The sequence below is a fragment of the Leisingera sp. genome (assembly GCF_982940295.1).
In genome coordinates this window covers 19290-45300 of the sequence record NZ_CEYXRG010000024.1, presented here as the reverse complement: position 1 = coordinate 45300, position 26011 = coordinate 19290, and the positions used below count along the sequence as shown (strand labels likewise).

The following is a 26011-nucleotide window of genomic DNA, read 5'->3' as shown; positions in this document are numbered from 1 at the left end:
TAATGGGATTAAAGCCAGCAAAGGAGGACGAAATGGCCTGGTCTGCCCCGAAACTGAAAGAAATCAACTGCGGCATGGAAATCAACATGTACTCCCCGTCCGAGGACGACGGCCGCGAATACGAACCCGATCTGTTCTGATCGCCAAAAAGGAAAACGGCCATGCGGTTTCTGGTTCTTGGCGCGGCGGCGGGCGGCGGCTTGCCGCAGTGGAATTGCGGCTGCCGGAATTGCCGGGACGCGCGTCTCGGCAGGATCGCATCCGCCACCCAGTCCTCGCTGGCCGTCACACTGGACGGGCAGAGCTGGGCGGTTCTGAACGCCTCTCCCGACATACGGGTTCAGCTGCAGCACTGCCCGTCCATGCATCCGCAGTCGTTGCGCCACAGCCCGCTGCGCGCGGTGCTGCTGACCAACGGGGATATTGATCACATCGCAGGTCTCCTGTCCCTGCGGGAACAGTCGCCTTTTTCTCTGTTCGCCACTGCCGGGCTGCTGGATGTGCTGGCGGCCAACCCGGTGTTCAACGCCCTTCCGGCGGCTGTTGGCCGCCATCCTGTGCGGCTGAGCGAAGGTTTCGAGCTGCTTCCGGGACTGCGTGCAACGGTTTTTCCGGTACCGGGCAAGGTGCCGCTGTTCATGGAAGGCGGGGAGGTGCAGACGGATCTGATCGGGGAGCAAACCGTCGGCGTCCGGCTGACCGACGGCAGCAAAACCGCCTATTACATCCCCGGCTGTTCCGGCGTGTCCGCTGAGCTGCTGGAGATTCTGGCGGATGCTGACCAGGTATTCTTTGACGGAACGCTCTGGCACGATCAGGAGATGATCCAAAGCGGGACAGGCACCAAGACCGGCCAGCGGATGGGGCATATCTCGATCAGCGGCGCGGAAGGCTCGGTTGCCTGTCTGCAGACAGTGGATGCGGCGAAGACGTTTATTCACATCAACAACACCAACCCGATCTGGCAGCCCGGCAGCGCCGAGCGCGCGCAGGTGCTGGCCGCCGGATGGACAATTGCAGCGGATGGAATGGAGATTGCCTTATGAATGTGCAAACCCGGGAAATTCCGGCGAGAGAACCTTTGGAAGCCCGCCTGCGCGCCATCGGCGCGGCGCGGTACCACGACAAGCATCCATTCCATCACAGACTGCACGGCGGGGAATGCTCTCCCGACCAGGTCCGCGCCTGGGTGATCAACCGTTGGGCCTATCAGGCGGCGATCCCGATGAAGGACGCGGCCTTTCTGTCCCGCTGCACTGATCCCGCCATGCGCAGGGCCTGGCGCAGCCGGATAGAAGATCATGACGGCGGCATCAGCGAAGGCGGCGGCATACGCCGCTGGCTGCGGCTGGCCGAAGCGGTCGGGCTTGACCCGGACTACGTGGCCTCCGGCCGTGGCGTGCTGCCGGCCACCCAATTCGCCGTCGACGCCTATATCCGCTATGTGCGCGACATGCCGCTGCTGCAGGCAGTGGCCTCATCGCTGACGGAACTATTCGCGCCGTCCATCCACGAGCAGCGGATCGAAGGCCTGCTGCAGCATTACGATTTCGCCAGTGCCGCCAGCCTGTCCTATTTCCGCAAGCGGCTGACTGAGGCGCCAAAGGACGTGGAATTCGGCCTGGCTTGGGTGCTGGAGAACGCTGACACATTGGAGAAGGAAGCTGCTGCCTGCGAGGCGCTGATCTTCAAGACCAATGTCCTGTGGGCGCAGCTTGATGCGCTTTGGGGCGCTTATGTAGAGCCGGGGCGGATCCCGCCGGGCGCCTGGCAGCCGGGCGAGGGGCTGGTATGAAGCTGGCACTTGCCCCCACGGACCGCCCCTGTCTGCCGCGCGGGGTGCGCATGATTACCGACAAGGTGCGGGGCGGCAAGGTGCTGCTTTGCCCGGAAAAAGCCATTGCCTTGGATGCCATCGGAGTGGCGATCCTGTCACGGGTCGATGGCAGCGCTTCGTTCGAGGAAATCGTTGCCGGTCTGGCGGCAGCCTATGATGCCCCGGCGGAGCAGATCGCCGGCGACGCGCAGCGCTTCCTGGCCGGGCTTCGGTCCCGGTTGTATCTGGCGGTGCGGCCATGACGGTGCCTCCGCCCATCGCGATGCTGGCTGAGCTGACGCACCGCTGCCCGCTGGCCTGCCCCTATTGCTCCAACCCGCAGGACCTCTTGGGCCGGGACGCGGAGATGACAACCGGCGAGTGGGCGGATGCCTTCCGCCAGGCTGCGGAACTGGGGGTCCTGCAATTGCACCTGTCCGGCGGCGAGCCCGCCGCGCGCCCCGATCTGGCGGAACTCACTGCCGCGGCACAAGGCTGCGGGCTTTATACCAACCTGATCACCAGCGGCATCGGCCTGACGCCCAAGCGGCTGGATGCGCTGGAGGCAGCGGGGCTGGACCATATCCAGCTGTCGCTGCAGGGCACAAACGCGGAGCTCGCGGATTGGATCGGCGGCTACAAGGGCGGGTTTGACCGCAAGATGAAGATCGCCGCGGAGATCAAGGCGCGGGGAATTCCCCTGACGCTGAACGCTGTCATGCACCGGCACAATCTGGACGATCTGGAACGCACTATCGAAATGGCCGTCGAAATGGGCGCGCGGCGGATTGAGGTCGCCTGCGTTCAGTTTCACGGCTGGGCGTCCCGCAACCGGGCACAGCTGCTGCCCACCCGCGCGCAGACAGAGGCTGCCAAGCGCGTCGTTACTGAGGCGGAGCAGCGTCTGCGTGGTGTGCTGGCCTTTGATTTCGTCCCGCCTGACTATTACGCGGACTATCCCAAGGCTTGTATGGGAGGCTGGGGGACGGCTGGGCTGAACATCGCGCCGGATGGAACTGTGCTGCCTTGCCATGCGGCCCAGACTATCCCGCACCTGGACTTTGACAACGTCCGCAGCAAGCCACTGGCCGCGATCTGGTACGACGGCGCCGCGTTCAATGCCTACAGGGGCACTGATTGGCTGCCGCAGCCCTGCCGCAGCTGTGACCGCAAGGAAGCTGATTTCGGTGGTTGCCGCTGTCAGGCGCTAGCCCTGGCAGGCGACGCAGGCGCAACAGATCCCGTGTGCCGGAAGTCGCCCCGGCATCAGGCCGTGCTCGATCTTCTTGAACAAGCCGGAAACAGCTCAGACGCTGCTTTTGTTTACCGGAGCGCTGCTGGCTGAGAAGAGCCGCTGAAGGCGCGAAACGGTGGTGTATTGGCTGCCAATGGACGGGGAAACCGTACAGCACCTTACAGGAAAAAGAGAATGCTTATCGCGGGAGCGGGCAGGCGTCACCGTCCGCCCCAACCGTCCGCTCGGGGGACCCGGCCGGCTGCGGACACAGATTGCTCTTCTGCCATTTCATGCAGAGTTTTATACCGGGCATTTGCTCTCCAAGCGAACCTGGCTGGTTCGGTCCGTTGTGCCGATGGACCCAAAGACAGTCATACACTAAAAATTAGACGAGCCATTCCAAAGCAGCTCTTCCGTCAGGCCTTGTAAAAGCCGCGGGCATTGGCGGTTTCGGCTGAGTGGCCCGTGCCTTGTCACATGGGCCGGTTGGACCGGGTATTGTGAGCAGGCCGCAGGTGAGACGTCCGGCGGGTACGGCGGATCGGCAGTCGGGACAGAACGTGGAGACTTGGCGCATTCGGATGATTTTTTCGGTCAATGCTGCCTCAAGATATAGATAAACGTTGTTAAGGTCTGGAGAAAGGGTAGCTCAATGTACCGGATTCGCCTGTTCGCCATTCGTCATGCGCGTAGCTTTGAGTGGATATACAAGCGGGTAGAGCAGGTCATGATTGCTCTGGACCCAGTCTTGAGCAAAATCGGGTACCACCGGGTCGAACGTCCCATCGCCTTTGTCGAGAAATGCGTCAAGACTGTGCTGTTCGATTGCAAGATGTGCGGGCAGTGCGTGCTATCCTCGACCGGCATGTCCTGCCCGATGAACTGCCCCAAACAGCTGCGCAATGGCCCTTGCGGCGGAGTAAGGCCAGGAGGGTTTTGCGAGGTAAAACCGGAAATGAAGTGTGTTTGGGCGCTGGCCTGGGACGGTGCGTCGCGGATGAAGGGCGGCGCGCAGATCGCAACTGTGCTGCCACCGGTCGAACGCAACCTCGAAGGGTCGTCGTCCTGGCTGCGGGTGAGCCGCGAAAAAGCAGCTCATCTGCGAGAGGCCCGGGAAAAACGCCGCACCGCCATTGCAGACGCTTTCCCTGATGCGCGCAAAAACGAGCCCTCTGCCGCGCCGCTGGCGCAAGAGCCCGCTCAGGCTCAGAAGGGGGCAAAATGATGGACCACACGTTGCCGCAGCCTTATTCAGCGCCTCCCGAAGGCCATGTTTCGCACAGCCGGCTGGAACGGGTGCTGCGCTCAGGCCGCTTTGCCATCACGGCGGAATTGAACCCGCCCGACAGCGCTGACCCTGCGGATGTCTATGATGCTGCCCGCCCGCTTGGGGAAGTTGCCGACGCCATCAACGCGACGGATGCCTCGGGCGCGAACTGCCATATGTCCTCAATCGGGATCAGCGCGCTGCTGACCCGAGCCGGGTATTCCCCTGTCTACCAGATCTCCTGCCGCGACCGGAACCGGATCGCCATTCAAGGGGACGTGCTGGGTGCCGCCGCCATGGGGGTCAGCAATGTTCTGTGTCTGACGGGCGATGGTGTCGGCGTTGGGGACCAGCCGGGCGCCAAGCCGGTTTTCGATTTTGACTCATTGTCGCTGCTGCGTACCATCAGGACCATGCGGGATGAGCGGAAGTTTTTGTCCGGGCGCACCATTACCAACCCGCCGCTGCTGTTTCTGGGGGCGGCTGAGAATCCTTGTATACCACCCTACGAGTGGCGCCCGGAACGACTGGCCAAGAAAGTGGAGGCCGGTGCGGAGTACATCCAGACCAACTACATTTACGACGTTCCGCTGTTCGAGAAGTTCATGGCGCGGGTGCGGGATCTGGGATTGGACAAGAAAGTCTTTATTCTGGCCGGCGTCGGTCCGTTGGCTTCTGCACGGGCGGCCCGGTGGATGCGCTCGAACGTGCCGGGGATCCATATTCCGGATGCGGTTATTGAGCGTATGGAGAAAGCTGAAAAACCCGGGCAGGAAGGCAAGAAAATCTGCGTGGAGCTCATACAGCAGATGCGTGATATTGCCGGTGTATCCGGGGTGCATGTCATGGCCTACCGGAAGGAACATCAAGTCTCTGAAATAATTCAAGAGTCCGGAGTTCTAGCGTCACGTAAGAGGGCTTGATAACCGCGTTGCACTGCCCCGTGGCGCTTCGATGCGGACCAGCCAGAATTTGGGCGGGCTCGGGTGCAGGGATTGTTTGCATAAGTTTTCGAAACGATGATTGATTGCCGGATTAGCAACGCGGGTTTGCGGATCCCGCCCGTGGCGGAATTTCCAGAGCGGCGAAAAACGGCCCGAAAATGGAAGCCTGGCCTGTGCAAGAGGAGCGGAGCAGGCTTGTCCGGTGGTTCCGGGGCCTGCGGAACCCGCGTTCGCTAAAGACTGGGCGCGGGCCTTCGAAGTCTTGGCATATCGTGCGGTGCAGGGCGGCAGGCCGCAGGTGGAAACACTGCGGCAATACGCAGGTCAGGGAGCGCCGGAGGAGCTCGCAGGCGGCCATGCCATGAACCGCCAGCGCCCCCTCTCTTGGCATCCAATGTGTCCGAAACCTGGTCATGGGGCAGGCCTGTCAGTGACCGTCAGTCACCATTTCATTGACATGAATGTTGATTCATGTTTCATGTTTTGCAGGGAGAAATCAGGGAGGAGCCCTCATGCTGCGCTTATTTGCGTTGACGGTTGCCGGTGCATTGATGTCGTCTGCAGCCTCTGCCGAAATCCGCATTGCCCATGTCTATGGCAAAACCGGCCCGTTTGAGGCCTATGCGGCCCAGTCGCACAACGGTCTGAAGCTGGGTCTGGAGTACGCCACGGGCGGCACCATGGAGATCAACGGCGAGAAGATCGTGCTGATCGAGAAGGACACACAGTTGAAGCCGGACATCGGCCGCGCGCAGCTGGAGGAAGCTTTCGGAGATGATGACGCGCATATCGCTGTCGGCCCAGTCAGTTCCGGCGTGGCATTGGCCATGCTGCCGGTTGCCGAAGAGTATGAACGCGTTCTAATCGTCGAACCTGCGGTCGCGGATTCGATAACCGGCGCGAACTGGAACCCCTATATTTTCCGCACCGGACGCAATTCCTCGCAGGACGCAATTGCAAATGCGGTGGCGCTGGGCGGGGAGGGCGTGACTATTGCGACCCTGGCACAGGACTATGCCTTCGGGCGTGATGGCGTGGCGGCATTTAAGGAAGCGCTGGAAGCCACAGGTGCAACCATTGCCCATGAAGAATACGTCCCGACCGACACCACTGACTTCACGGCGGCAGCCGAGCGGATCTTTACCAAGATGGGAGAGGTCGAGGGCGAGAAGAAGCTTTTCATCATCTGGGCCGGCGGCGGCAACCCGATGGGCAAAATCAATGCCATGGAGCCTGAGCGTTTCGGCATTGAAATTGCAACCGGCGGAAACATCCTTGCGGCGCTGAAGGCGTACAAAGAGCTGCCGGGTATGGAAGGCGCGACCTATTACTACTACGAAATCCCGCAGAACCCGGTGAACGAGTGGCTGGTGAAAACCCATTTCGAGCGGTTTGACAGCCCCCCGGATTTCTTCACCGCTGGCGGCATGGCGTCCGGGCTTGCGATTGTCGAAGCGATCAAGAAGGCAGGCGGCGCAGAGGACACCGAAGCGTTGATCGAGGCAATGGAAGGCATGTCCTGGGAAACCCCTAAGGGCACCATGCAGTTCCGTGCCGAAGACCATCAGGCAATGCAGCCCATGTATCACTTCCGCACTGAAATCCAGGACGGCAAGGACTATGGCGTGCCGGTGCTTGTGCGTGAAATCGGCATGGATGAAATGAACATCCCGATCCGCAACCAGTAACAGGCGGGATGTTCCCCGCCTAACCCCGGCGCGGCCGCCGAGGCCGCCCCGGGGGCAGGGGAGAGATCAATGACCCAGATACTTCTTGAAACGGATGCACTGACGGTGCGGTTCGGCGGGCATGTGGCTGTTGATGCGGTGTCCTGCGGTTTCCGCGCAGGCGAGCTGACCGCTATCGTCGGGCCGAATGGCGCAGGCAAGACCACTTATTTCAACCTGATCTCGGGCCAGATCCCGGCCAGCGCCGGCACGGTGAAGCTGATGGGGGAGGACATTACCCGTCTTGGCGTGGCTGCCCGTTGCCGCCGCGGACTGGGGCGTGCGTTTCAGCTCACAAATCTGTTTCCCAGCCTGACTGTTCTGGAAAATGTGCGTTTAGTGATTCAATCGCGCCAGCACAAAGGGTTCGGACTGTTCTCGATGGCGGACAGCCACACCGAGCTGACAGTCGCGGCGATGGCCATTCTGGAACGGGTGCGGCTGGACACCCAGAAAGACCAGCTCGTGTCAGAGCTGTCGCACGGCGACCAGCGCAAGCTGGAAGTAGCGCTGCTGATTGGGCTGGACCCGATGGTTTACATGTTCGACGAACCGACGGCAGGCATGAGTGTCGACGAGGCGCCGGTGATCCTGGACCTGATCGCCGAGATCAAGGCGGACCGGGAACGCACGGTTCTGCTGGTAGAGCATAAGCTGGATGTGATCCGCAGCCTCGCCGACCGCATCATCGTTTTGCACAATGGCGCGCTGGCCGCCGATGGGCCGCCCGCCGAGGTCATGGCATCTGCGGTGGTGCAGGAGGCCTACATGGGCAAGGAGCTGGAGCATGTCTGACCCGATCCTGTCGCTGAATGCGGTGCATACCGACATCGCGCAGTATCACATTCTTCAAGGCGTCGATCTTGTTGTGCCGCGGGGTCAGGTGACCATGCTGCTGGGCCGCAATGGTGTGGGCAAGACCACGACGCTGAAAACCATAATGGGGCAATGGACAGTAAGGTCAGGGGGAATTATCTTTGACGGTCAGGATATTACCCGCCTCCCGGTTCCGGCGCGCGCAAGGGCGGGCATCGGCTTCGTGCCCGAGGATATGGGGATTTTCCGCGATCTGACGGTAGAAGAGAACATGGTGCTGGGCTGCACCTCCGGCCCGCTGGATCCCAGACGCAAGGAGTGGCTGCTGGGGGCTTTCCCGGCGCTGGGAACCTTTTGGAGCAGCGAGGCGGGGAACCTTTCCGGCGGCCAGAAACAGATGCTGTCGATCGCCCGTGCAATGGCCGAGGACCGCAAGCTTTACCTGATCGACGAGCCGACCAAGGGGCTCGCCCCGGCAATCGTGTCGACGATGGCTCAGGCGTTGCGTGAGCTGAAAGCGCAGGGTGCGTCCATTCTGCTGGTGGAACAGAACTTCTCGGTTGCCAAAGCGCTGGGCGACAGCGCTGCCGTCATGGATGACGGGCGGGTGATTTGGAGCGGAGAGATGGCCGAACTGGCCGGAAAAAAGGACCTTCAGGAACGTCTGATGGGTCTTAGCATGGAGGCGCATTGAGATGACCGCAGCCCCCGATCATAGACCGACTTTCGCCAGTATCACCCTGACTGAGCGGCTGGCTGAGGCAATGCCTTTTCTGCTGATCCCCTTGCTTGTTCTCCTTGGGTTTTTGGCAATTGGCGTGCCCTCGTCCTGGCTGACGCTGACTGTCTCAGGCCTGGCGATGGGGATGATGATCTTCATCATGGCGTCAGGCTTGACCCTGGTCTTCGGCCTGATGGATGTGATCAACTTCGGCCACGGCGCCTTTGTTTCCGTGGGCGCCTTTGTCGGGGTGTCGGTGCTCATTGCGCTTGGCGAGTGGACCGGCACCGCATCGCTGCTCCTCAACATGTCTGCAGTGCTTCTGGCCGTGGTCGCCGCGATGGCTGTGACTGGTGTTTTAGGCTGGGGGTTTGAGCGGATCATCGTGAAGCCGGTTTACGGCGCGCATTTGAAGCAGATCCTTGTCACCGTGGGCGGCCTCATCGTCATTGAACAGCTGATCCATGTGGTCTGGGGGCCGGATGAGATCTTCATCAACCGTCCCGAAACGCTGAAGGGCGCAGTCACCTTTGCCGGAGCGGCGATGGAGAAGTACCGCCTTCTGGCCGTGGGGGTCGGGCTGGTCCTGTTCATCGCTATGCGCATGGTTCTGCGCCGCACCAAGATCGGCCTGATCGTGCGCGCCGGGGTGGAAAACGGCCCGATGGTCGAAGCACTCGGCTACCGTCTGCGCCTGGTCTTTGTCGGCGTGTTCATCGCCGGCTCTGCCCTTGCCGGGCTGGGCGGTGTGATGTGGGGCCTCTATCAGGAGGTCATCACCGCCGGGATGGGAGAAAAGATGATGGTGCTGGTCTTTATCGTCGCCATCATCGGCGGGCTGGGGTCGGTCGAAGGAGCGTTTATCGGCGCTCTTCTGGTCGGGCTGATGCAGAACTACGTGGCCTTTCTGGAACCGAAGCTGGCGCTGGTGTCGAACATCGCGCTGATGACCGCAATCCTGATGTGGCGGCCGCAAGGCATGATGCCAGTTGTGAAGGCGAAGTAAGATGATCGTCAAACTACTCTCCGGGGATCAGCCGCGCTCAACTGTTCTGACGGCGCTGCTGGTTGTGATCCTGATCTGTCTGGCGGGTGCGCCGTTCCTGTTCGATGGCGTGCGCCCGCTCGATACAGCCGCGCGGATCTGTATCTTCATCCTGCTGGTGGCGAGCTATGACCTGCTGTTGGGCTACAGCGGGATCGTTAGCTTTGCCCATACGATGTTCTTTGGCCTGGGCGCCTATGGTGTTGCGCTTGCATCCACACACATGGGGCGCGGCTTTGACGCGCTTTTGGCAGGGTCGCTGTCCGGCGCCTTGGCTGCGGTTGTTCTGGCGCTGCTGATCGGTCTGTTCAGCTTGCGGGTGCGGGCGATCTTCTTTGCAATGATCACCCTGGCCGTGGCCTCAGCCGTTGCTGTTCTGGTTTCGCAGTTCTCTGCCATAACCGGCGGTGAAGACGGGCTGACCTACAAGATCCCGCGGGTTCTGACCTCGGCCAACCGCATGGGCGAGTTCATGGGTACCAAGATCAGCGGCAAGATCCTGAATTACTATCTGGTGTTTTCCGCCTCGCTCATCCTGTTCCTCGTTCTGCTGCGTATCGTGAATTCGCCCTTTGGCCGTGTACTGCAGGCAATCCGAGAGAATGATTTCCGGGCCGAGGCGATCGGCTACCGTGTGGTTTGGTACCGGACTGTTGCGACCTGCCTTTCGGCGGCTGCGGCTGCGCTGGCGGGGAGCTTGTTTGCCATCTGGCTGCGCTATGTCGGACCGGACACCACGCTCAGCTTTGAGATCATGCTCGACATCCTGCTGATGGTCGTGATCGGCGGCATGGGCACGATGTATGGCGCGGTGATCGGGGCGACCCTGTTCATCCTGGCCCAGACCTATCTGCAGAACCTGATGGGCAGCGCATCCGAGGCAACCTCGGCCCTGCCGCTGATCCCTCACCTGCTGGATCCGGACCGCTGGCTGATGTGGCTGGGCATCCTGTTCATCCTCAGCGTCTACTTCTTTCCGACGGGTATTGTCGGGCGGCTGCGGGAACGGCGTGCGTCATGACCATTCCTGTTCTATTTCTGCACGGCTGGGCCATGAACGGGGCGATGTTCGATGACACGGCGGAACGTCTGGGGCCGGGGTTTGACTGCCACGCGCCTGATCTGCCGGGCCATGGCGGCCGGCTGGCAGAGGAAGCCAGCCTCGACGCCTGCGCTGCCCTTGCAAAGCAGTGGATCGAGGACCTGGACCGGCCCATCCTGGCCGGCTGGTCCATGGGTGCCGGGGCCGCGTGGCGGCACCTGTCGCGGCATGGAACCTCCGGCCTGCGCGGGCTGATCACCATCGACATGAGCCCCCGGATGCTGCCGGACGAGGGCTGGGACCTGGGCCTGCTTGGCCAAAGCGCGGAAGCCATTCTGGCAACCTCTGGCAAAATCGTGCCGGAGTGGCCCCGCATGGCAAAAAGCATTGCGCGCAACATGTATGCCCGCACCAGCGATCCGGCTCCGAGCCGCGAAGACGTAACAGCCCTGCTGCTGGCGCAAGACCCCGCACGCCTGCGCCCGATTTGGGATGATCTGGTGGCTATGGATGAGCGGGAGACGATCCGGAAAATCGATATCCCCTACCTCGTCTGCTCCGGCGCGCAAAGCAGGCTCTACAGCCAGGATGCAGCGCGATGGATTGCGTCGCAGGCAAAACGTGCGCGGGTGGAGAGCTTCGAAAACGCCGGACACTCGCCCCACCTGGAAGAGCCTGAGGCCTTTTGCGATGCCATCCGGCGATTTGTTACGGCAGAAGGGCTCGCAACACCCAATCAAGATCAAGACGAGAGCCGATGACCAAGCCGACAACTGCCAAACCTAAAACCAAACGCGGAATGGAGCGCCGGGCCAAGATCCTTGCCGCCGCCGAACAGGTGATCGGTGAAAAGGGCTTTGCTGCGGCCTCCATCGCTGACATCACCCGCGCTGCCGAAACCGCACTGGGCACCTTCTACATCTATTTTTCGGGCAAGGACGAAGTCTTTCGGGAGCTGGTGCAGGACATGGGCCATGCAACCCGCTCCCAGGCCGCGGAACGGATTGCCGGTGCTGTAAACCGGCTTGAGGCCGAGCGTGCAGGTCTGGAAGCCTATCTGACCGTGGTGCGCGACCGCCCGTTGCAATACCGCATTGTCGAGGAGGCCCGTTTTGTCGATCCCGAAGCCTACCGCGAGTATTATACCGAGTTTGGCAAGGCCTATGCTGATCAGTTGAACCAAGCCGCTGAGAAGGGAGAGATTTCTCCTGGCGACGCCGAAGTGCGCGCCTGGGCCCTGATGGGGGTCGCCAAAACGCTGGGTGAACGGTTCGTTCTTTGGGAAGACGAGGCCGACATCGACCGGGTCGTTGCGGAGGCCCACAAATTCATCTGCAACGGATTGGCGCCATGAGGGGACTGGTTTCCTGGGACAAAGCGGATCTGCCGAACGGGGAGCCCTGTTTCCGGATCACGATGAAGGCACCGCGCGCCAATGCGCTGGAGCCTGGTTTGTTGCGGGCCCTGCACCGGGCGTTCGATGCTTTGGAACAATCAGATGCCCGAAAGGCGCTGGTCCGCGGCGGGCGACATTTCTCCACCGGCGGTGATGTCGGCCGCTTTTTCGAGGCGGCACAGAACGGCCGTGCGGAGAGCTACGCCGAAGACGTGGTCCCAGTTCTGCAAGATCTGATCATGCGGATGATAGAGATGCCCGTTGTGATCGCCTCGGCGGTTCGCGGTGCTGCAACCGGCGGGTCGGCGGGGCTTGTTTTTGCATCGGCTATTGTTGCGGCTGACCCGGGCGCCTTTGTGCAACCCTACTACGGCGTCATGGGCTTTGCCCCGGACGGCGGGTGGACCGCGCTCCTGCCGGAGCTGATCGGCGCCGGGCCGGCACAAAGCTGGCTGATAGCAAACCACCGCCACGGCGCAGCAGACTTGCAGCGCCTGGGGCTGGTTCAGGCGGTTGATGCGGATCCGGAGACCCGGGCTGTGGCACTCCTGGCGGGCATCGACGCGGGCTCTGCGCTGGCAGCCAAGTCGATGGTCTGGAATGGCGACCGGCTGGCCCGGGTCCGAGCAGGGCTGGACGCGGAAGCTGCCGCCTTCCGAAGGCTGATCGGGCGCCAGGAAACTCTGTCGCGGATGAAACAGTTTCTTACACCAACCGGATAATGCGATGTTCGATGTAATCCCGGATATGGCCGCAAAGCGCGCGGAGTTGACCCCCGATGCCTTGGCTTTTCACGACACCTCCACTGGATGCGACTGGAGCTTTGCCCAGATCAACGATGCGGCAAACGCAGTGGCCGCAGGGTTGCAGGCACAGCAATTGGCAGAAGGCGACCGTGTCGCCATCATTTGCCAAAACCGGGTGGAGTTTTTCATCACCCTGTTCGCTTGCCAGAAGACCGGGATCATTCTGTGCCCTCTGAACTGGCGCCAGCCTGCGGCGGAACTTGTGCAAACTCTTAAACACGCTGGTATCTCAATGATGCTGACGGATGCGGAGTTTGAGGCCACGGCGCGCCAGGCTGCAGCGGGCGCTGGTGCGCCTGTCCTTTCAATCGAGAAAGACCTCACCGGTTGGATCAAGGCAGGTGGCCCTGTATTAAAAGAGCCGGTGCCAGCCGAGCGGCCGTGGTACCTTTTGTTCACTTCTGGAACCACGGGTCTGCCAAAATCGGTAATCCAGACCGCGCGTATGGCTTGGGCAAATACCGTGAACATCGGCCAGGCGATCGACATCGCATCAACCGACCGCGCGGTGTGCTTTCTGCCCCTGTTCCACACTGCTGGAATAAACCTCTACACTTTGCCGGTTTTCCTGACCGGCGGCAGCTCTGCCATTCTACCGAAGTTTGAGGCCGAACTGGTCCACGGCCTTTTGGCTTCCGGGCGAATAAACCAGTTTTTCGGTGTGCCGGCAGTCTACCAGGCCTTGTCTCTGATGCCGGGCATTGAAAATCTGGATTGGCCGTCGATCCGCTGCGGATGCGGCGGGGCGCCGCTGCCGGAACCGCTGATCCGCTTCTTTGGCTCAATGGGGGCCAATGTGCTGAACGGTATGGGGATGACCGAAACCGGCCCGACCGTTTTTCTGATGGATCCGGCCCATGCGGCAGAGAAAATCGGATCCGTCGGGAGACCTCAGAGCCTTGTGGAAGTCCGTCTGGCCGGGGTGGCGGAATACGCCGAAGGGGCGGGCGAACTGCAGGTGCGCGGACCAGGGGTCACACCCGGGTACTTCGGCAACCCGGAGGCGACAGGGAAGACCTTTACTGCGGATGGCTGGCTGGCCACCGGCGATGTCGCGCGGCGTGACGCGGATGGCTACTACTACATTGTTGACCGCATCAAGGACATGTACATCTCGGGCGGCGAAAACGTTTACCCCGCCGAGGTCGAGCGGGTGCTGAATGATCACCCTGCCATTCTGGAATCCGCGGTTGTCGGCGTTTCCGACGCGAAATGGGGCGAAGCAGGTGCTGCATTCATAATGTTGCGCCCAGGCCAGATTGCAGATCCTGAAACACTGCGCCCGTGGTGCCGGGAACGGCTTGCAGGATACAAGGTGCCTGCACATTTGAGGATCGTTGAAGATTTCCCGCGCACGGCTGCAGGTAAAGTATGCAAACCCAAGCTGCGCGAGGAGTTCAAAACATGATTGATCTGCAGGAACGCTGGACCCCGACGCAAGCAGAGTTTGATGCCTTTGCGGAAGTTTCCGGCGATGACAATGCGATCCATGTGGATCCCCGGTTCTGCGCTGGAACGGCCTTTGGGCGCACAGTGAGCCACGGAATGCTGATCTATTCCAAGCTTTGGGGAATGCTAAAGCGCTATGACGACGGGCTGTCTCAGGTCAGTCAAAGCCTGATGTTTCCGAACCCGGCTTATGCGGGCGAAGAACTCAGCCTGCGGATTGCACAAGAGGCGCCGGGGCGGGTGATGATGCTGGTCACGCGGGTGGAGGATGGCGCGGAGTGCCTGGTTGGGGAGGCAGAGATCGCATGCTGACAGTAGGGCAATCGGCGCGGATTACACGCAGCTACACCCGGAAAGATCTTGAGGCTTATGCGGCGTTGAGCGGTGCCAGCGCTGACAGCGTGCCTGAGCCGCTGATCGCTGCCTTGTTCTCTTATCTTCTGGGGGTGGAGCTGCCGGGATCAGGCACCAATTATCTGAAACAGGATCTGGACTTCAAAGCGCCCGCACCGCTGAATACCGCTCTGGAGGCCAGGGTGGAGATCGTCAAGCTGCGGCCTGAGAAACATCTCGTGGATCTTTGGGCAAGCTGCACCGCACCAAATGGCGCAATCATTTGTGAAGGCCGCAGTCTGGTCAAAGCCAAAGACGTTCCGGGAGCCTTTTCGAGCCAGAATCGTTGAGGAAACTCCAATCTGAACTGGCTGGATCGAATTGTTGTACCCTTTAGGCAGTTTGCTGCCTGGGGCTAATTAGTATCGAACATTGTAAGGTGATTTTCTGCCTCCGAAGACCACTTCCGCGGTTCAGGCTCAGATTTGCGAAGGGGTATGGTCTGAGGCCCCTGGATACAAAGATACGCGGAAATCCGGCTTGGAGTTTGTGGCGCCTTCGGAGCTTGAGTTCAGAGCACGCACCTCGGAGTAGTCCAAAGGTGGAAAGAAAAAACGCCCGGGACGGCGGTCGAACCCGGCCGGAAACCATCGGATGCCCTGACCTTTCAGCGCTTTTTCAAGGGGTTGGGGTTCTTGATGCGATTAGTGAGAAAAAGGGAAATTTCGCCTTGCATTCCGTATGGTTGCGAAGATATACGGGTCAGCGGAGACGTGGCCGAGTGGTCGAAGGCGCTCCCCTGCTAAGGGGCATGCACCCAACAGATAACACCTCTAAAACAATCGGAAAAACCAGACTACACGTACCCCTTTGCACGGATTTTGCACAGGTTTGCTCGCAGTAGGCCTACCGCACCCGGTCAGCGGATGTTCCCTGCTGGAAAGCCCATCAGTCTGTCCTGATCTTCTCATTTGAGCATGCGGAGCTGCACTGGCTGACCTCATTCATCATCACGTTGGCAGTACGGCATTCACTCCATGAAGGGGAAAGGGCGGTACTTGTTGAGTTCTCTTACTTAATCCAATGACCGGGCTGAAGGTGGCCGGGCCCGAAATAGCTGGCTTGACCGGCACGTGCATTGGGGACGGGGGACGCCGGATAGGCGTGCGACGGAGCTTCTTTTGAAGGACGTGGAAGAGCAAAAAATTAGTACTGGGGTGTGTTTTTCCGAAGCGGGTGATTTTCTGAACCATTGGCGCGGCGATGCTCAATGCGGAACCAGGATCCGGCATTTTTTGATGCGGGCAGACTGCAGGAACGTGCCGACCCGTCGGATGGAAGCTGCCGGGGAGATCAGAAACTAACTTTCACCATCCCTGCCACAACTCACATCTGTGGAGGCCCCCTTTAATGCAAGTTGTTTTTTGAGCGTTTGGGAATGTGAACGGATGCGGTCATCTGTCAGGCCTGTTTATGCGGCGTTTCAGACGCCGCTGGCCGGTATGGAGATACGCGGTTCAGTTCCACATCACAGTGGCGGGTTGATTATCCCGGTGTGAGTTCCTGGTTTTACTGAACCCGATCTTTCCGATCATTTGCCCTTACACTCAAAGACCTCCTCACATTCCCGACGTACCGGCCATCGCAACGCTTACGCGGCGGCGATAGCCGGGTCTCTGTAATCTTCGTGTTTCACCAACATGGCCCATAACCTGCGCGCCATCTTATTTGCGAGTGCAATTGCGACGACCATACGTGGTTTTCTTGCGAGCATCCTTTGGAGCCAAGATGCTTCAGGGGCACCCTTGTGAATCGCCATCCTCACTACGGACATGGCACCGATGACCAAGAGCCTGCGGATATCTCTCTGCCCCATCTTCGACGTTCGGCCCAATTTCTGCTTTCCCCCGGTCGAGTGTTGCTTCGGTACCAGCCCTACCCACGCAGAAAAATCCCGACCCCGACGAAAGATTTCCATAGGTGGGGCGAAGGCCGAGACAGCCATTGCAGTTATCGGACCGATGCCTGGCATGGTCTGGAGACGGCGTGCGTTATCGTCTCTTGTCGCTTCGATGCGTACCTGCTTTTCAAGCCTGCCTATTTGTTCTGTTAGTGTAGCGATCTGACCAAGGTAGATTGATCCAACATCTGTCACCACTTTTGGCAGACCGTTCTCGGGATCTTCCAAGATTTCCCTCAGACTTTTGATATTTGTCGTCGTTTTTGGTGCCACCCGGCCAAACTCGGCGAGATGAGCCCGCAGGGCGTTGATCAGCTGCGTGCGTTGCCTCAAAAGCAGGTCACGTGTCCGGAACAAAACCGCCCGACTTTGCTGCTCATGTGTTTTCACGGCGACTGTTCGCATCGTTGGACGTGACGCAGCCTCGGCAATCGCTTCTGCATCAGCCGCATCATTCTTATGCCGTTTGACGAAAGGTTTCACATAGATGGGCGGTATCAATTTCACATCATGGCCAAGTGCCTCGATCTGACGCCCCCAGTCATGCGCGGTTGCACAAGCTTCCATAGCAACTGTGCAATTCGGTTGTTGTACAAAAAATGCCAAAACTTGCGCCCGAGACAGCTTTTTGCGGAACAGAACACTGCCGTCAGCCGCTGCCCCATGCACCTGAAAACTACGCTTTGCTAAATCTACTCCTATGATCGCAACCATTTCCATTGTCGCCTCCTCTGTTTCTGGTCTGTTAAGACAGTACCAGCATGGCACATCACGATGCCGTCGGGAGGGGCATCCACTCCATCACAGTGCGGAACTTTGCAGCCGTTGCCTTTTCGGGTGTTTGCTGACGCAGCATTCGCTCGCAACCGCGGCACGCTCATCGCAGCTTTCCAGCCACTGCTGGTGATGTCGAAGAGGTCAGCCGGGCTCAGACCCTTTGGCTCAACCTCTGCTTCGTGCTCGGGTTCTCAACGATATTCATGGCACTCAGGGCTTCGGCAACGGCCCTGGGTCAGGCACTGTTGCGGTGGCGTTATGAACTCAACCTCGTTGGCGGTGGCATCGTGATTCTGTTCGGGCTGTTCATGATCGGCGCGGCGCGGATCGGCGCCATGGAACGGGATCTTCGGTTCCATCTCGACGTCCCCGGCGGCAGGCCGGCCGCGTCCTATGTTCTGGGCCTCGCGTTCGGCTTCGGCTGGACCCCCTGCATTGGCCCAATTCTCGGTGCGATCCTCACCGCCAGTGCGGCGAGCGCCATGGTTGGGCAAGGGGTCTTGCTACTGGCGATTTATTCTGCAGGCCTTGGCGTGCCGTTCCTGATTGTTGCGGGTTTCACCGATCGGCTTGTCGGCCGGTTGCAAGGCGCCAGACGGGTCGGGTGCCGCCTGCATCAGGCCGCGAGCGCGGTCATGGTCGTGATGGGGCTTGCGATGATGACCGGGCAGCTCACCGCGCTGTCCTACTGGCTGCTCGATGTCTTTCCGGTCCTCGGGCGGATCGGCTAGCAGCCAAATGATTGTCAAACTCCTAGCACCGATCCTGGGATCAAACCTGTCTGTTCCACCACCGCGAGTACAAGGCCGGCACTAGAGTTGGATTCTATCTGCACGAGCCGGCAGTCGGCCGCCCAGTCGATCCTCGCGGTTGGATCCAGCGCATGAACGTTCCGGGCGAGTTGGCCGTAGTCCGCCTCGCCCGTATAAAAAGGGACATCAATGATCAGCTTCCGGTTCATTGACAGACACAATGCAGCTTTCCGGCGCTGGAGTGTCAAGACTTATCCGGTACGGTACAAGAGCTGCGCCACGTCTATTACAACGGTCTGCGTGTCAATCGGCATGATGTCGGGACGCGTCATAGGCATTCAAAATGGCTCTGAATCGATTTTGGCACAACTACCCCGTCTCTAAGGTCAGAATACTTGAACGAGCCGTGACTTGAACACGCCGATATTCGCCCTGCCATCGAAGCCACCGCGTGGCGCAATGGGCCGAAATCTGCCATTCAACTTCTCTGTCAGAAACCTCCATGTGATGAACTGATCAGTTTTCCCTACCCACGGAGGCCTTGCCAGGTTGGGACAGTAAGCAAAAATAGCTCGGTCCAGAAATCTACGCTGGCCTCAGAAACCCCTTGACCCTTTAGTAGCTGTAGCTCTTATCGGAGTGGGGTAATTTGAAGCAATCAAAGGGCACAGGAGAAAATCTCAGATATGATTACGAGACGCCATTTTGTCGCAAGTTCGTCAGCACTGTTCTCTACTGCAATCGCAGAACCGGTGTGGGCCGGATCTTGGCCGACTGCCACACAGAAGGCAAATTGGGACGCTCAAATCACACCGCCAAACTATGATCCGGCAACGTCTAATCCATGGGGGCTGCACCAACGTTTCCTTCCCACCCGGGTCGTTGCAAACGACGGGTTGGTGCCGGGGGACATCCATGTCGATGCCATTGCGAGATACCTTTACCACATTGAAGAGGGGGGAACTGCCATGCGCTATGGTGTGGCCATAGCCCGTGGCAATTTGTACGAACCTGGCACTTACACCATCCGGCGAAAAGTTGAGTGGCCGCATTGGACGCCTACTCAATCCATGATCGAACGCGACCCGGAGGCCTATTCCCAGTATGCAGACGGGCAGGAACCAGGCCCCAAGAACGCGCTAGGTTCCCGCGCTCTCTATTTGTTTGTTGGAAACCGCGATACCTACCTGCGTATTCATGGAACGCCTTGGCCGCGTTCGATCGGTGGCAGGGCGAGTTCAGGATGCGTCCGCATGGTTATGGCGCATATCAACGATCTCTACCCAAACGTGGAAACCGGCTCGACGGCCTATCTGTATGAGGCCGAAGACGGCATCACTTCACGGAGTTGAGGGGGAGGTTGGTGACCTAATCTATGCGTTTGGTTTCGAACAGATCGGGTTTCCCGCCGTTGTTCTAAGCGGCAGCAACGTGGTTTCAACTGGCCCGCTATGCTCATACCAGTAGCAGCCGTCTTCAGGCAGAAGCCGTGCAGACGCAAGATTTTGTCCCGGAGCCGCGAGATCAACGACGGCGTCAGGCACGTTTCCGACCCGCGTTGCGGCGTTGCCGGAGACACTAGTAGAGGAAGAACATCCTGCCAGAATTAGCATTGTGGCCACGATTGCCGCATTTCGTTTCTGCATCTGAACCTCTGCCGTTTGCTTTTTTGTTTCCCGTCGGCAATCTGGCATACGGTATGTTTCGCCACAAGCCAGAGGTCGGACCCTCGCATTTACGGCGCATTTGAGCGTCTAGCGAAAAAACGCGTTTGACCACTTGAAGCTCTAGGTGCTGTAGGAATTAGGTTCGAAGGATCTCGTCGAATCTGAAGGTCCGCCTATGCCGCTCGAAACCCGCCGTAACGATGACAATAGCACCTGCACGCAGGATCATGAATCTGCCTGCTGCGGCGGTGCTTCAACCTGCGGGGACATTGGTCCGGCAGGCCCGCCCCCTGCTAACGGGCGCAGTTTCCAGGTCTCCGGACTCGATTGCGCCGAAGAGGTGGCAATTCTGAACCGGGCCGTGGGTCCGAGTGTGGGCGGAACCGAGCACCTGGCGTTTGACGTGATCAACGGACGCATGACGATCCTTGATACCGCAATAGCACTATCCGACTCCGAGGTCACCAAGTTGGTCGCTAGTACCGGGATGAGTGCGAAGCCCTGGGACGTCAAGAACGCAGCGAAGGATCAGGCAGCGCATCTGGCACGTCAATGGCGCTTCACCGCGTTGAGTGGCGGATTTTGGGCAGCAGGTTTCCTCTACCACATCGTCGAGACCGGTATGAGCGGGGCTATAGGGCTGTTCGCTGGTCATGGGGAGGGACCGATGCCGATGGCCGAAGCCGGACTCTTCGCGGTTGCGATCCTCTTTGGCGTCTGGCTCGTCGCTCCCAAGGCGTGGTCCTCAGCGCGGCGGTTCTCGCCCGACATGAACCTCCTGATGGTCGTCGCCGTGGCCGGCGCCATCGGCCTTGGCGAATTCTTCGAGGCCGCGACGGTCGCCTTTTTCTTCTCGCTTTCGCTTTATCTCGAAAACTGGAGTGTCGGCCGGGCGAGGAACGCAGTTTCGGCGCTGCTGGACCTCGCGCCCCCCACGGCAAGGGTGCTTTATGACGATGGATCGGAAGCGGAGGTTCCAGCGTCCGCGGTAGCTGTAAATGCAAAATTCATTGTGCGCGGCGGCGACCGCATTCCGCTTGACGGTGAAGTCGTAGGGGGAGCGGGTGCTGTTGATCAGGCCCCCATTACCGGTGAAAGCGCTCTGGTGCCAAAGGAACCGGGCGACGAAGTCTATGCCGGCACCATCAACGGTGAAGGCACTCTTACTGTGCGGGCAACGAAGAAGGCATCGGACACAGTGCTTTCGAAAATCATACGCATGGTTGGCGACGCGCATTCCCGCCGCGCTCCTGTGGAACAGTGGGTGGCGAAGTTCGCGCGGATATACACGCCGGTAGTCATGGCACTGGCAATCGCTCTCGCGGTTCTTCCGCCACTTGCTGGCGGCGCATGGGGCTTCTGGTTCTACAATGCTCTGGTGCTCCTGGTCATCGCCTGCCCCTGTGCGCTGGTGATTTCGACGCCTGTCTCGATCGTTGCGGCGCTGGCCTCTTCGGCGCGGGCGGGCGTGCTGATCAAGGGCGGCGCCTATGTCGAGGCACCTGGCCGCACGACGGCGCTGGCCTTGGACAAGACCGGAACGATCACCGAGGGCCGACCGGAGGTTGCGGCAATCCATCCGCTTGGAATGGTGGAGGCGCGGGACCTGCTTGCGCTGGCGTCTTCGCTGGAGATGCGCTCCTCGCACCCGCTAGCGCGCGCTATCCTCGAGCGCGCCGGGCGGGACGCCGTTTCAGTAGCCGCTGCGGAGGATACCCGCACGGTGCCGGGGCGAGGGCTCGAAGGTCGCATGGGTGACCGGCCCGTCTGGCTTGGTTCTGACCGGTTCGCCGCGGAGAAAGGTTTTGGGGATGCCATTCCTGATGAGTTGCGGGACCGGATCGAAGGGGCGGGGGCGACGCTGGTCGCGTTGGGCGACGAGACGGGCGTGTTGGGCGTTCTTGAACTGCGCGACCGGATCAGGCCTGACGCCAAAGGCATCGTCTCTCGATTGCACGCACAGGGTGTCAACACCGTTGTCATGCTAACTGGCGACAACGAGCGCACGGCGCGCGCGGTAGCAGCCGAAGTCGGTATCGACGAGGTTCGCGCTGAACTGCTGCCAGAAGACAAGGTAACCGCCATCGAGGAACTGGTGGACAGCCATTCGGTTGTTGCCATGATTGGGGACGGCGTAAACGATGCCCCCGCCATGGCGCGGGCGCATTACGGCATCGCCATGGGCGCCGTAGGCTCGGACGCGGCCATCGAGACGGCGGACATCGCGCTGATGACAGATGACATCGCCAAGGTGCCGTGGCTGATTGCCCATTCGCGCCGCACGATGAGCATCATCCGCCAGAATATCGGCCTTTCGTTAGCGACGAAAACCGCCTTTGTCGTGGCGACTGCATTCGGAATGGCCTCGATGTGGGGGGCCATTGCTGCGGACGCGGGTGTGTCGTTGCTGGTGGTGGCCAATGCGCTGCGGCTTCTGAACGCGGACGGCCGCCACAAGTCGCCGCCGGAAGGCGGCGAGCCAGCAGGTGAACAAATGGCGAAGGGCGCTTTGGCACATGGTCATTGATTTGGTGCCGGCCCTTCAACTAGGGTTGTGGTAACAAGCCGTCAATAATGGCACCGAGCAGCGATGATCAACAGAATCCCGAGACGCAGAATTCTACTGGGCGGCATTGCCGTCCTCCTATCCGGCTGTGCAAGCAAGTTCCGTAGTTATACCGGGCCCGAAGTTACCCGTTTGCGGCTCTACAAATCAGAACGTTTGCTTGTTCTGGATGGCGCTGAGGGTGTTTTGCGCACCTACCCGGTCGGGCTGGGGTTTGCACCGGAAGGTCATAAGCAATTTGAGGGGGATGGACGAACACCCGAAGGCGCCTACCTCATTGACCGGCGCAATCCTGACAGTCTGTTCCACCTCTCCATCGGCATCTCTTATCCAAACGAGGCGGACATCGCATTTGCAGCGGCGCAAGACAAATCTCCGGGTGGTGACATCTTCATCCATGGCGGGCCGCGACGGGGCATTGACCCAATGAACAAACGCGACTGGACCGCAGGCTGTATCTCTGTGTCCGACCGCCAGATCGAAGAGGTCTATGCAATGGTGCGGGACGGGACGCCCATCGAAATATATGCATAGACCGCGCTCGACGGCGGGCAGTCACGCAAATGGTGCTTGAATTGCGGCATTGAAGGCCGAGATTGCAAACACCATCACGATCACCTCGCAGGCATCGGTATACTCCGTCCGTAGAAACGAAACCGGTCTGTGATCATCAAGTGATTTGGTTGCAAGGTAGCCTGAACGGCCAGGCGAACAGAGGAATACAGCTCCGTTCTCAGCCCGCGTGCAATCGTGCTGATCAGTTGCCGGGGTAACTGGCGTAGACTTCGGTCGAGCCGTCATTGTTGATAAGGAACACATCGTAAGCCTCTCGCCAGCTGCCCTGATCCATACCAGGCGATCCGAGCGGCATGCCGGGTACGGCAAGACCCACTGCGTCGGGACGCTCGGCAAGGAGCCTGCGAATGTCGGCCGCGGGCACATGCCCCTCAATTACGTAACCCTCGGTGAGACCTGTGTGGCAAGAAACCATGCGCTGCGGCACACCGTTGTCGAGTTTGAACCGCACGAGCAGCCCTGCGAACATGTTTTTTCCGCTTGGAACAAACACGCTTTCCCCCAGATGTTCCATCCAAGCGAGGCAGCAACCGCAGCCATTGGTCTTTTTAACCTCAATGGGCGTCGATTGGGCCAGCACCTGTGCGGCGGGGAGCAGGGCAAGAGCACATGCCAGGGCGGCGATCGGTCGTTTCATGGTCAAAGCCTTTCATTGGGGTTCTCGGCGATCACGCTGGCAAGCTGCTCCTCCAGCCTGGCGCGTGCCGCCCTCAGGCGTGTAAGCGCCGCTGTGTCCGGTGTTGCACGCCTGGTGGCCTCGGCGAGCCGGTCATCGGAGAGCGGGTCAGTGGGCCGGCCGTCTACGCGCACCTCGTAATGCAGATTGGGGCCGGTCGCAGTGCCCGTCGCGCCGATCCGGCCAATGGTATCCCCGGCCGACACGCGTTGACCCTCAGCAAGGCCTTCGGGCACGGCGCTGAGATGAGCATATCGGGTCAGTGTGTCCGCACCATGGGCAATCTCGACAACACGGCCATAGCCACCGCGCCATCCAATAAACGCAATACTTCCGGGCGCAGTGGCGCGGACAGGCGTTCCACGCGCTGCAGCAAAGTCCACACCAGTGTGCATGCGGACATTGCCAAAGACCGGGTGCTTGCGGCGGCCGAAGACGGAAGTTAGCCGCGCGCCCTCTACTGGCTGGGAAAAGACACGCAGCACTTCGCCGTCGAGATAGATTGTAGCCTTGCCGGTTCCATCCTCTGGCCAGGCGATTTCATAGAGAGCGTCTCCAAGGTCCAATGCAGCGAACGAAATTTCGGGCTGGCGGACAGCCTTGTTCGCAACCCGCGCCTCGCGCCAGAGAAGGCGCAGCGTCTCGCCGCCGCTCAGTTCGCGCCGGAAATCCACTGTGCCGCCCAGCATTTGCGCCAGATCGACGGCGAACCGGGCTGGTATCCCGGCATCGTCCAGTGCCCCGAAGATCGAGGTTTCGATCCTGGTCTCGCCAGCAAGGGTCACGATTTCGGGTTCAGGGGCCACAACCCGGGTGGCGAGCTGCTCTCCAAATAATGCCTCGATCCGTATGCCCTCTTCGACAACAAGGGTCACATTGCGAGGGCTTCCATCTGTCGTGGATATGACAGTGATTGCGTGACCGGGGCGCAGTCGGCGGAGATCGTATTCTGCGTCAATCGCAAGGGCGATCTCTGCGCGGTCTGTGGCGGCAAGCCCGGCCTCGGCCAGAACCGCATCAAGCGTCTCGCCCGGAGCTATTTCGCGTGACCATGTGATGAGTGGCGGTTCTATGGCAGTCAGCGGAGCATCGTTCCTTACCACGGCCGGAAGGAACGGCGGACGAAAGTCCGGCGCACTTCCAGGCCGCGTGCGGGCAAGCCTGTAAGAGGGGCCTTCCACAAACCGAGGCGGTGTGAGAGGCGCAGGTTCCCAAACGCCAGCCTCGGCTAGGGTCGGCTGAACAGGCGTAGTTGAGTAGGATGTGGCGACCATTGCGACCGCCGCCGAAATCCCGCTCGTTACCGCCAGCCCGGCCATCAGGCACCTCAACCTCATGTTGCTCCCTCCAGTCTAACTTTCATCGCGCGTCGGATTTTCGGAACTGCGAATTCTCTCGGTTCGTGGTAGTCGATAGTGCTGACGAAGCGTCCCTCGGCATCGAACAGAAAGACCTTCGCCGTATGGTTCATCGTGTATCTCCCATCTTCGCCAGTAACCTTCTCATAGGTCGCGCGAAGGCCCTCGATTGCACGCTTGATCTGCGCTTCTGGACCGGTCCAGCCGCGGATCGCCGAATGGAAGTAGCCGACATACTCTGCCATAGCGTCGACAGTGTCGCGCTCGGGATCTACCGTGATAAAGATGGTGTTCAGCCGCTCGGCGTCCTCGCCCATCATGTCCAGCCAGCTTGAGATGTCCGAGAGCGTCGTGGGGCAGACGTCAGGACAGTAGGTGAAGCCGAAGAATATCATCGACGGGCGCCCGACAAGCGTATCAGGGCCGACTGGCTGCCCTTTGTGGTCAGTCAGGCGGAAGTCCATCGCCGTAAGCGGCAAGGGCCGCTGGTCCATGGGCTCTGGTGCGCCGGGGCCGTCTACACGCCACCAGCCCAGCAAGAGTGTCAGGCCAATCGCACCAAATGCCGCCGCGCCATATCCGAGAGCTGAACGCCGCCGCATCAGTTTCCCGGGCCGCGCGCTGCGATGCCAAGAACCGGCACGTTGACCGTTACCCAGCCACCGTCCGAAAAAACAAGCGAAAGCGGAAAAGTCTCCCCTTCCTTCATCGGGCGCTGAAGTTTCATCAGCATGGCATGCAGACCGCCGGGCTCCAGCGCGACGGTCTCTCCTGCCGCAATAGACACGTCACCCGCGGGAGCCATTGAACTGACGCCTTGTTCGTTCGTCGAACTCCGATGAATTTCAGGCATCATGGCAATATCAGTCTTGATACCTGTCAGTGTGACCGGCTCATCGCCTTCGTTCACTATCTCCATGTAGGCAGCTCCGGGACGGCTGGTGCCGATAGATGCCCGCGACCAGGCATTCTCGATGCTCACTTGGCCGGAACCGGCCAGCGCGGCGGAGGCGGCGCCGAGTGGCAGCACAAGTGCTGCAAGGGCAGCATGAAGTACCGGTTTCATTTCGCCAGTTTCCT

Annotated in this window: 27 protein-coding genes; 22 read left to right on the top strand and 5 right to left on the bottom strand. The window is 60.2% G+C overall.

Features of this window, described 5'->3' with window-relative positions:
* Positions 1–32 precede the first annotated feature (32 nt).
* The 18 genes from pqqA (at position 33) to AC4HIX_RS18075 (ending at position 14949) form a co-directional block, all read left to right on the top strand.
* Positions 33–140 (top strand): pyrroloquinoline quinone precursor peptide PqqA, encoded by a 108-nt coding sequence (gene pqqA, locus AC4HIX_RS18160; protein WP_027245494.1) that lies wholly within the window; start codon positions 33–35, stop codon positions 138–140.
* 21 nt (positions 141–161) lie between these two features.
* Complete coding sequence (pqqB, locus tag AC4HIX_RS18155) at positions 162–1046, top strand: pyrroloquinoline quinone biosynthesis protein PqqB (RefSeq protein WP_490399993.1); 885 nt, start codon at positions 162–164, stop codon at positions 1044–1046.
* On the top strand, positions 1043–1795 hold the full coding sequence (pqqC, locus tag AC4HIX_RS18150) for a pyrroloquinoline-quinone synthase PqqC (RefSeq protein WP_490399992.1): 753 nt from the start codon (positions 1043–1045) through the stop codon (positions 1793–1795). Before pqqB ends, pqqC begins: the two co-directional genes overlap by 4 nt.
* Entirely contained in the window at positions 1792–2079 is a 288-nt protein-coding gene (gene pqqD / locus AC4HIX_RS18145; protein ID WP_490399991.1) for a pyrroloquinoline quinone biosynthesis peptide chaperone PqqD, read from the top strand. Before pqqC ends, pqqD begins: the two co-directional genes overlap by 4 nt.
* Positions 2076–3161, top strand: a complete 1086-nt coding sequence (gene pqqE / locus AC4HIX_RS18140) for a pyrroloquinoline quinone biosynthesis protein PqqE (protein WP_490399990.1) — start codon at positions 2076–2078, stop codon at positions 3159–3161. Before pqqD ends, pqqE begins: the two co-directional genes overlap by 4 nt.
* Before the next feature lie 544 nt (positions 3162–3705).
* Complete coding sequence (locus tag AC4HIX_RS18135; protein WP_490399989.1) at positions 3706–4278, top strand: methylenetetrahydrofolate reductase C-terminal domain-containing protein; 573 nt, start codon at positions 3706–3708, stop codon at positions 4276–4278.
* Positions 4275–5243 carry a methylenetetrahydrofolate reductase gene (locus AC4HIX_RS18130; RefSeq protein WP_490399988.1) on the top strand — a complete coding sequence of 323 codons (969 nt, stop codon included), beginning with the start codon at positions 4275–4277 and terminating at the stop codon, positions 5241–5243. The genes AC4HIX_RS18135 and AC4HIX_RS18130 overlap by 4 nt, the downstream gene beginning before the upstream one ends.
* A 533-nt stretch (positions 5244–5776) precedes the next feature.
* Positions 5777–6952: a substrate-binding domain-containing protein gene (locus AC4HIX_RS18125; RefSeq protein ID WP_490399987.1), complete on the top strand. Its 1176-nt coding sequence runs from the start codon at positions 5777–5779 to the stop codon at positions 6950–6952.
* Positions 6953–7021: 69 nt separating this feature from the next.
* Complete coding sequence (locus AC4HIX_RS18120) at positions 7022–7786, top strand: ABC transporter ATP-binding protein (RefSeq protein WP_490399986.1); 765 nt, start codon at positions 7022–7024, stop codon at positions 7784–7786.
* A complete protein-coding gene (locus AC4HIX_RS18115; RefSeq protein WP_490399985.1) occupies positions 7779–8501 on the top strand; it encodes an ABC transporter ATP-binding protein in 723 nt (240 codons plus the stop codon). The genes AC4HIX_RS18120 and AC4HIX_RS18115 overlap by 8 nt, the downstream gene beginning before the upstream one ends.
* Position 8502: 1 nt before the next feature.
* Positions 8503–9534 carry a branched-chain amino acid ABC transporter permease gene (locus AC4HIX_RS18110; RefSeq protein ID WP_475047270.1) on the top strand — a complete coding sequence of 344 codons (1032 nt, stop codon included), beginning with the start codon at positions 8503–8505 and terminating at the stop codon, positions 9532–9534.
* A 1-nt stretch (position 9535) separates the two neighbouring features.
* Entirely contained in the window at positions 9536–10594 is a 1059-nt protein-coding gene (locus AC4HIX_RS18105) for a branched-chain amino acid ABC transporter permease (protein ID WP_490399984.1), read from the top strand.
* Positions 10591–11376, top strand: coding sequence for an alpha/beta fold hydrolase (locus AC4HIX_RS18100; protein ID WP_490399983.1), 786 nt, complete (start codon positions 10591–10593; stop codon positions 11374–11376). Before AC4HIX_RS18105 ends, AC4HIX_RS18100 begins: the two co-directional genes overlap by 4 nt.
* Entirely contained in the window at positions 11373–11969 is a 597-nt protein-coding gene (locus tag AC4HIX_RS18095; protein ID WP_490399982.1) for a TetR/AcrR family transcriptional regulator, read from the top strand. Before AC4HIX_RS18100 ends, AC4HIX_RS18095 begins: the two co-directional genes overlap by 4 nt.
* The gene (locus AC4HIX_RS18090; RefSeq protein WP_490399981.1) at positions 11966–12733 is read left to right on the top strand and encodes an enoyl-CoA hydratase/isomerase family protein; all 768 of its coding nucleotides are present in this window, start codon (positions 11966–11968) and stop codon (positions 12731–12733) included. The genes AC4HIX_RS18095 and AC4HIX_RS18090 overlap by 4 nt, the downstream gene beginning before the upstream one ends.
* Positions 12734–12737: 4 nt before the next feature.
* On the top strand, positions 12738–14225 hold the full coding sequence (locus AC4HIX_RS18085; RefSeq protein ID WP_490399980.1) for a class I adenylate-forming enzyme family protein: 1488 nt from the start codon (positions 12738–12740) through the stop codon (positions 14223–14225).
* Positions 14222–14578, top strand: a complete 357-nt coding sequence (locus AC4HIX_RS18080; protein ID WP_490399979.1) for a MaoC family dehydratase — start codon at positions 14222–14224, stop codon at positions 14576–14578. The genes AC4HIX_RS18085 and AC4HIX_RS18080 overlap by 4 nt, the downstream gene beginning before the upstream one ends.
* Positions 14572–14949 (top strand): hotdog family protein, encoded by a 378-nt coding sequence (locus AC4HIX_RS18075; protein ID WP_490399978.1) that lies wholly within the window; start codon positions 14572–14574, stop codon positions 14947–14949. The genes AC4HIX_RS18080 and AC4HIX_RS18075 overlap by 7 nt, the downstream gene beginning before the upstream one ends.
* 1301 nt (positions 14950–16250) lie before the next feature.
* Here the strand turns inward: AC4HIX_RS18075 and AC4HIX_RS18070 are convergent.
* Entirely contained in the window at positions 16251–17279 is a 1029-nt protein-coding gene (locus AC4HIX_RS18070; protein ID WP_027236523.1) for an IS110 family RNA-guided transposase, read from the bottom strand.
* Positions 17280–17413: 134 nt separating this feature from the next.
* On the opposite strand from AC4HIX_RS18070, the gene AC4HIX_RS18065 reads away from it, so the two are divergent.
* The 4 genes from AC4HIX_RS18065 (at position 17414) to AC4HIX_RS18050 (ending at position 22855) form a co-directional block, all read left to right on the top strand.
* A complete protein-coding gene (locus AC4HIX_RS18065) occupies positions 17414–18067 on the top strand; it encodes a cytochrome c biogenesis CcdA family protein (RefSeq protein ID WP_082023080.1) in 654 nt (217 codons plus the stop codon).
* A 707-nt stretch (positions 18068–18774) separates the two neighbouring features.
* Positions 18775–19440, top strand: coding sequence for a L,D-transpeptidase (locus AC4HIX_RS18060; RefSeq protein ID WP_036797386.1), 666 nt, complete (start codon positions 18775–18777; stop codon positions 19438–19440).
* Between the two features lie 490 nt (positions 19441–19930).
* Complete coding sequence (locus AC4HIX_RS18055) at positions 19931–22282, top strand: heavy metal translocating P-type ATPase (protein WP_167332324.1); 2352 nt, start codon at positions 19931–19933, stop codon at positions 22280–22282.
* 63 nt (positions 22283–22345) lie between these two features.
* On the top strand, positions 22346–22855 hold the full coding sequence (locus AC4HIX_RS18050; RefSeq protein WP_035919395.1) for a L,D-transpeptidase family protein: 510 nt from the start codon (positions 22346–22348) through the stop codon (positions 22853–22855).
* Positions 22856–23078: 223 nt separating this feature from the next.
* Here AC4HIX_RS18050 and AC4HIX_RS18045 read toward each other — a convergent pair whose 3' ends face one another.
* From AC4HIX_RS18045 to AC4HIX_RS18030, 4 genes are read right to left on the bottom strand one after another with little or no spacing between them, the layout of a single operon-like run.
* Positions 23079–23534, bottom strand: coding sequence for a DUF411 domain-containing protein (locus AC4HIX_RS18045; protein WP_027236527.1), 456 nt, complete (start codon positions 23532–23534; stop codon positions 23079–23081).
* Between the two features lie 2 nt (positions 23535–23536).
* Positions 23537–24910 (bottom strand): M23 family metallopeptidase, encoded by a 1374-nt coding sequence (locus tag AC4HIX_RS18040; RefSeq protein ID WP_027236528.1) that lies wholly within the window; start codon positions 24908–24910, stop codon positions 23537–23539.
* Positions 24907–25533: an SCO family protein gene (locus AC4HIX_RS18035; protein ID WP_027236529.1), complete on the bottom strand. Its 627-nt coding sequence runs from the start codon at positions 25531–25533 to the stop codon at positions 24907–24909. The genes AC4HIX_RS18040 and AC4HIX_RS18035 overlap by 4 nt, the downstream gene beginning before the upstream one ends.
* Positions 25533–25997: a copper chaperone PCu(A)C gene (locus AC4HIX_RS18030; RefSeq protein ID WP_027236530.1), complete on the bottom strand. Its 465-nt coding sequence runs from the start codon at positions 25995–25997 to the stop codon at positions 25533–25535. Before AC4HIX_RS18030 ends, AC4HIX_RS18035 begins: the two co-directional genes overlap by 1 nt.
* Positions 25998–26011 lie beyond the last annotated feature (14 nt).

Bases quoted from the DNA above. Each gene is read 5' to 3' on its own strand.
- AC4HIX_RS18035 (WP_027236529.1), bottom strand. From the start codon at position 25,533: ATGCGGCGGCGTTCAGCTCTCGGATATGGCGCGGCGGCATTTGGTGCG.
- AC4HIX_RS18105 (WP_490399984.1), top strand. From the start codon at position 9,536: ATGATCGTCAAACTACTCTCCGGGGATCAGCCGCGCTCAACTGTTCTG.
- AC4HIX_RS18125 (WP_490399987.1), top strand. From the start codon at position 5,777: ATGCTGCGCTTATTTGCGTTGACGGTTGCCGGTGCATTGATGTCGTCT.
- AC4HIX_RS18080 (WP_490399979.1), top strand. From the start codon at position 14,222: ATGATTGATCTGCAGGAACGCTGGACCCCGACGCAAGCAGAGTTTGAT.
- AC4HIX_RS18055 (WP_167332324.1), top strand. From the start codon at position 19,931: ATGCCGCTCGAAACCCGCCGTAACGATGACAATAGCACCTGCACGCAG.
- AC4HIX_RS18075 (WP_490399978.1), top strand. From the start codon at position 14,572: ATGCTGACAGTAGGGCAATCGGCGCGGATTACACGCAGCTACACCCGG.
- pqqE (WP_490399990.1), top strand. From the start codon at position 2,076: ATGACGGTGCCTCCGCCCATCGCGATGCTGGCTGAGCTGACGCACCGC.
- pqqA (WP_027245494.1), top strand. From the start codon at position 33: ATGGCCTGGTCTGCCCCGAAACTGAAAGAAATCAACTGCGGCATGGAA.
- AC4HIX_RS18090 (WP_490399981.1), top strand. From the start codon at position 11,966: ATGAGGGGACTGGTTTCCTGGGACAAAGCGGATCTGCCGAACGGGGAG.
- AC4HIX_RS18120 (WP_490399986.1), top strand. From the start codon at position 7,022: ATGACCCAGATACTTCTTGAAACGGATGCACTGACGGTGCGGTTCGGC.
- AC4HIX_RS18130 (WP_490399988.1), top strand. From the start codon at position 4,275: ATGATGGACCACACGTTGCCGCAGCCTTATTCAGCGCCTCCCGAAGGC.
- AC4HIX_RS18085 (WP_490399980.1), top strand. From the start codon at position 12,738: ATGTTCGATGTAATCCCGGATATGGCCGCAAAGCGCGCGGAGTTGACC.
- AC4HIX_RS18070 (WP_027236523.1), bottom strand. From the start codon at position 17,279: ATGGAAATGGTTGCGATCATAGGAGTAGATTTAGCAAAGCGTAGTTTT.
- AC4HIX_RS18060 (WP_036797386.1), top strand. From the start codon at position 18,775: ATGATTACGAGACGCCATTTTGTCGCAAGTTCGTCAGCACTGTTCTCT.
- AC4HIX_RS18135 (WP_490399989.1), top strand. From the start codon at position 3,706: ATGTACCGGATTCGCCTGTTCGCCATTCGTCATGCGCGTAGCTTTGAG.
- AC4HIX_RS18045 (WP_027236527.1), bottom strand. From the start codon at position 23,534: ATGAAACGACCGATCGCCGCCCTGGCATGTGCTCTTGCCCTGCTCCCC.
- pqqC (WP_490399992.1), top strand. From the start codon at position 1,043: ATGAATGTGCAAACCCGGGAAATTCCGGCGAGAGAACCTTTGGAAGCC.
- AC4HIX_RS18050 (WP_035919395.1), top strand. From the start codon at position 22,346: ATGATCAACAGAATCCCGAGACGCAGAATTCTACTGGGCGGCATTGCC.
- AC4HIX_RS18095 (WP_490399982.1), top strand. From the start codon at position 11,373: ATGACCAAGCCGACAACTGCCAAACCTAAAACCAAACGCGGAATGGAG.
- AC4HIX_RS18110 (WP_475047270.1), top strand. From the start codon at position 8,503: ATGACCGCAGCCCCCGATCATAGACCGACTTTCGCCAGTATCACCCTG.
- AC4HIX_RS18115 (WP_490399985.1), top strand. From the start codon at position 7,779: ATGTCTGACCCGATCCTGTCGCTGAATGCGGTGCATACCGACATCGCG.
- pqqB (WP_490399993.1), top strand. From the start codon at position 162: ATGCGGTTTCTGGTTCTTGGCGCGGCGGCGGGCGGCGGCTTGCCGCAG.
- AC4HIX_RS18030 (WP_027236530.1), bottom strand. From the start codon at position 25,997: ATGAAACCGGTACTTCATGCTGCCCTTGCAGCACTTGTGCTGCCACTC.
- pqqD (WP_490399991.1), top strand. From the start codon at position 1,792: ATGAAGCTGGCACTTGCCCCCACGGACCGCCCCTGTCTGCCGCGCGGG.
- AC4HIX_RS18100 (WP_490399983.1), top strand. From the start codon at position 10,591: ATGACCATTCCTGTTCTATTTCTGCACGGCTGGGCCATGAACGGGGCG.
- AC4HIX_RS18040 (WP_027236528.1), bottom strand. From the start codon at position 24,910: ATGAGGTTGAGGTGCCTGATGGCCGGGCTGGCGGTAACGAGCGGGATT.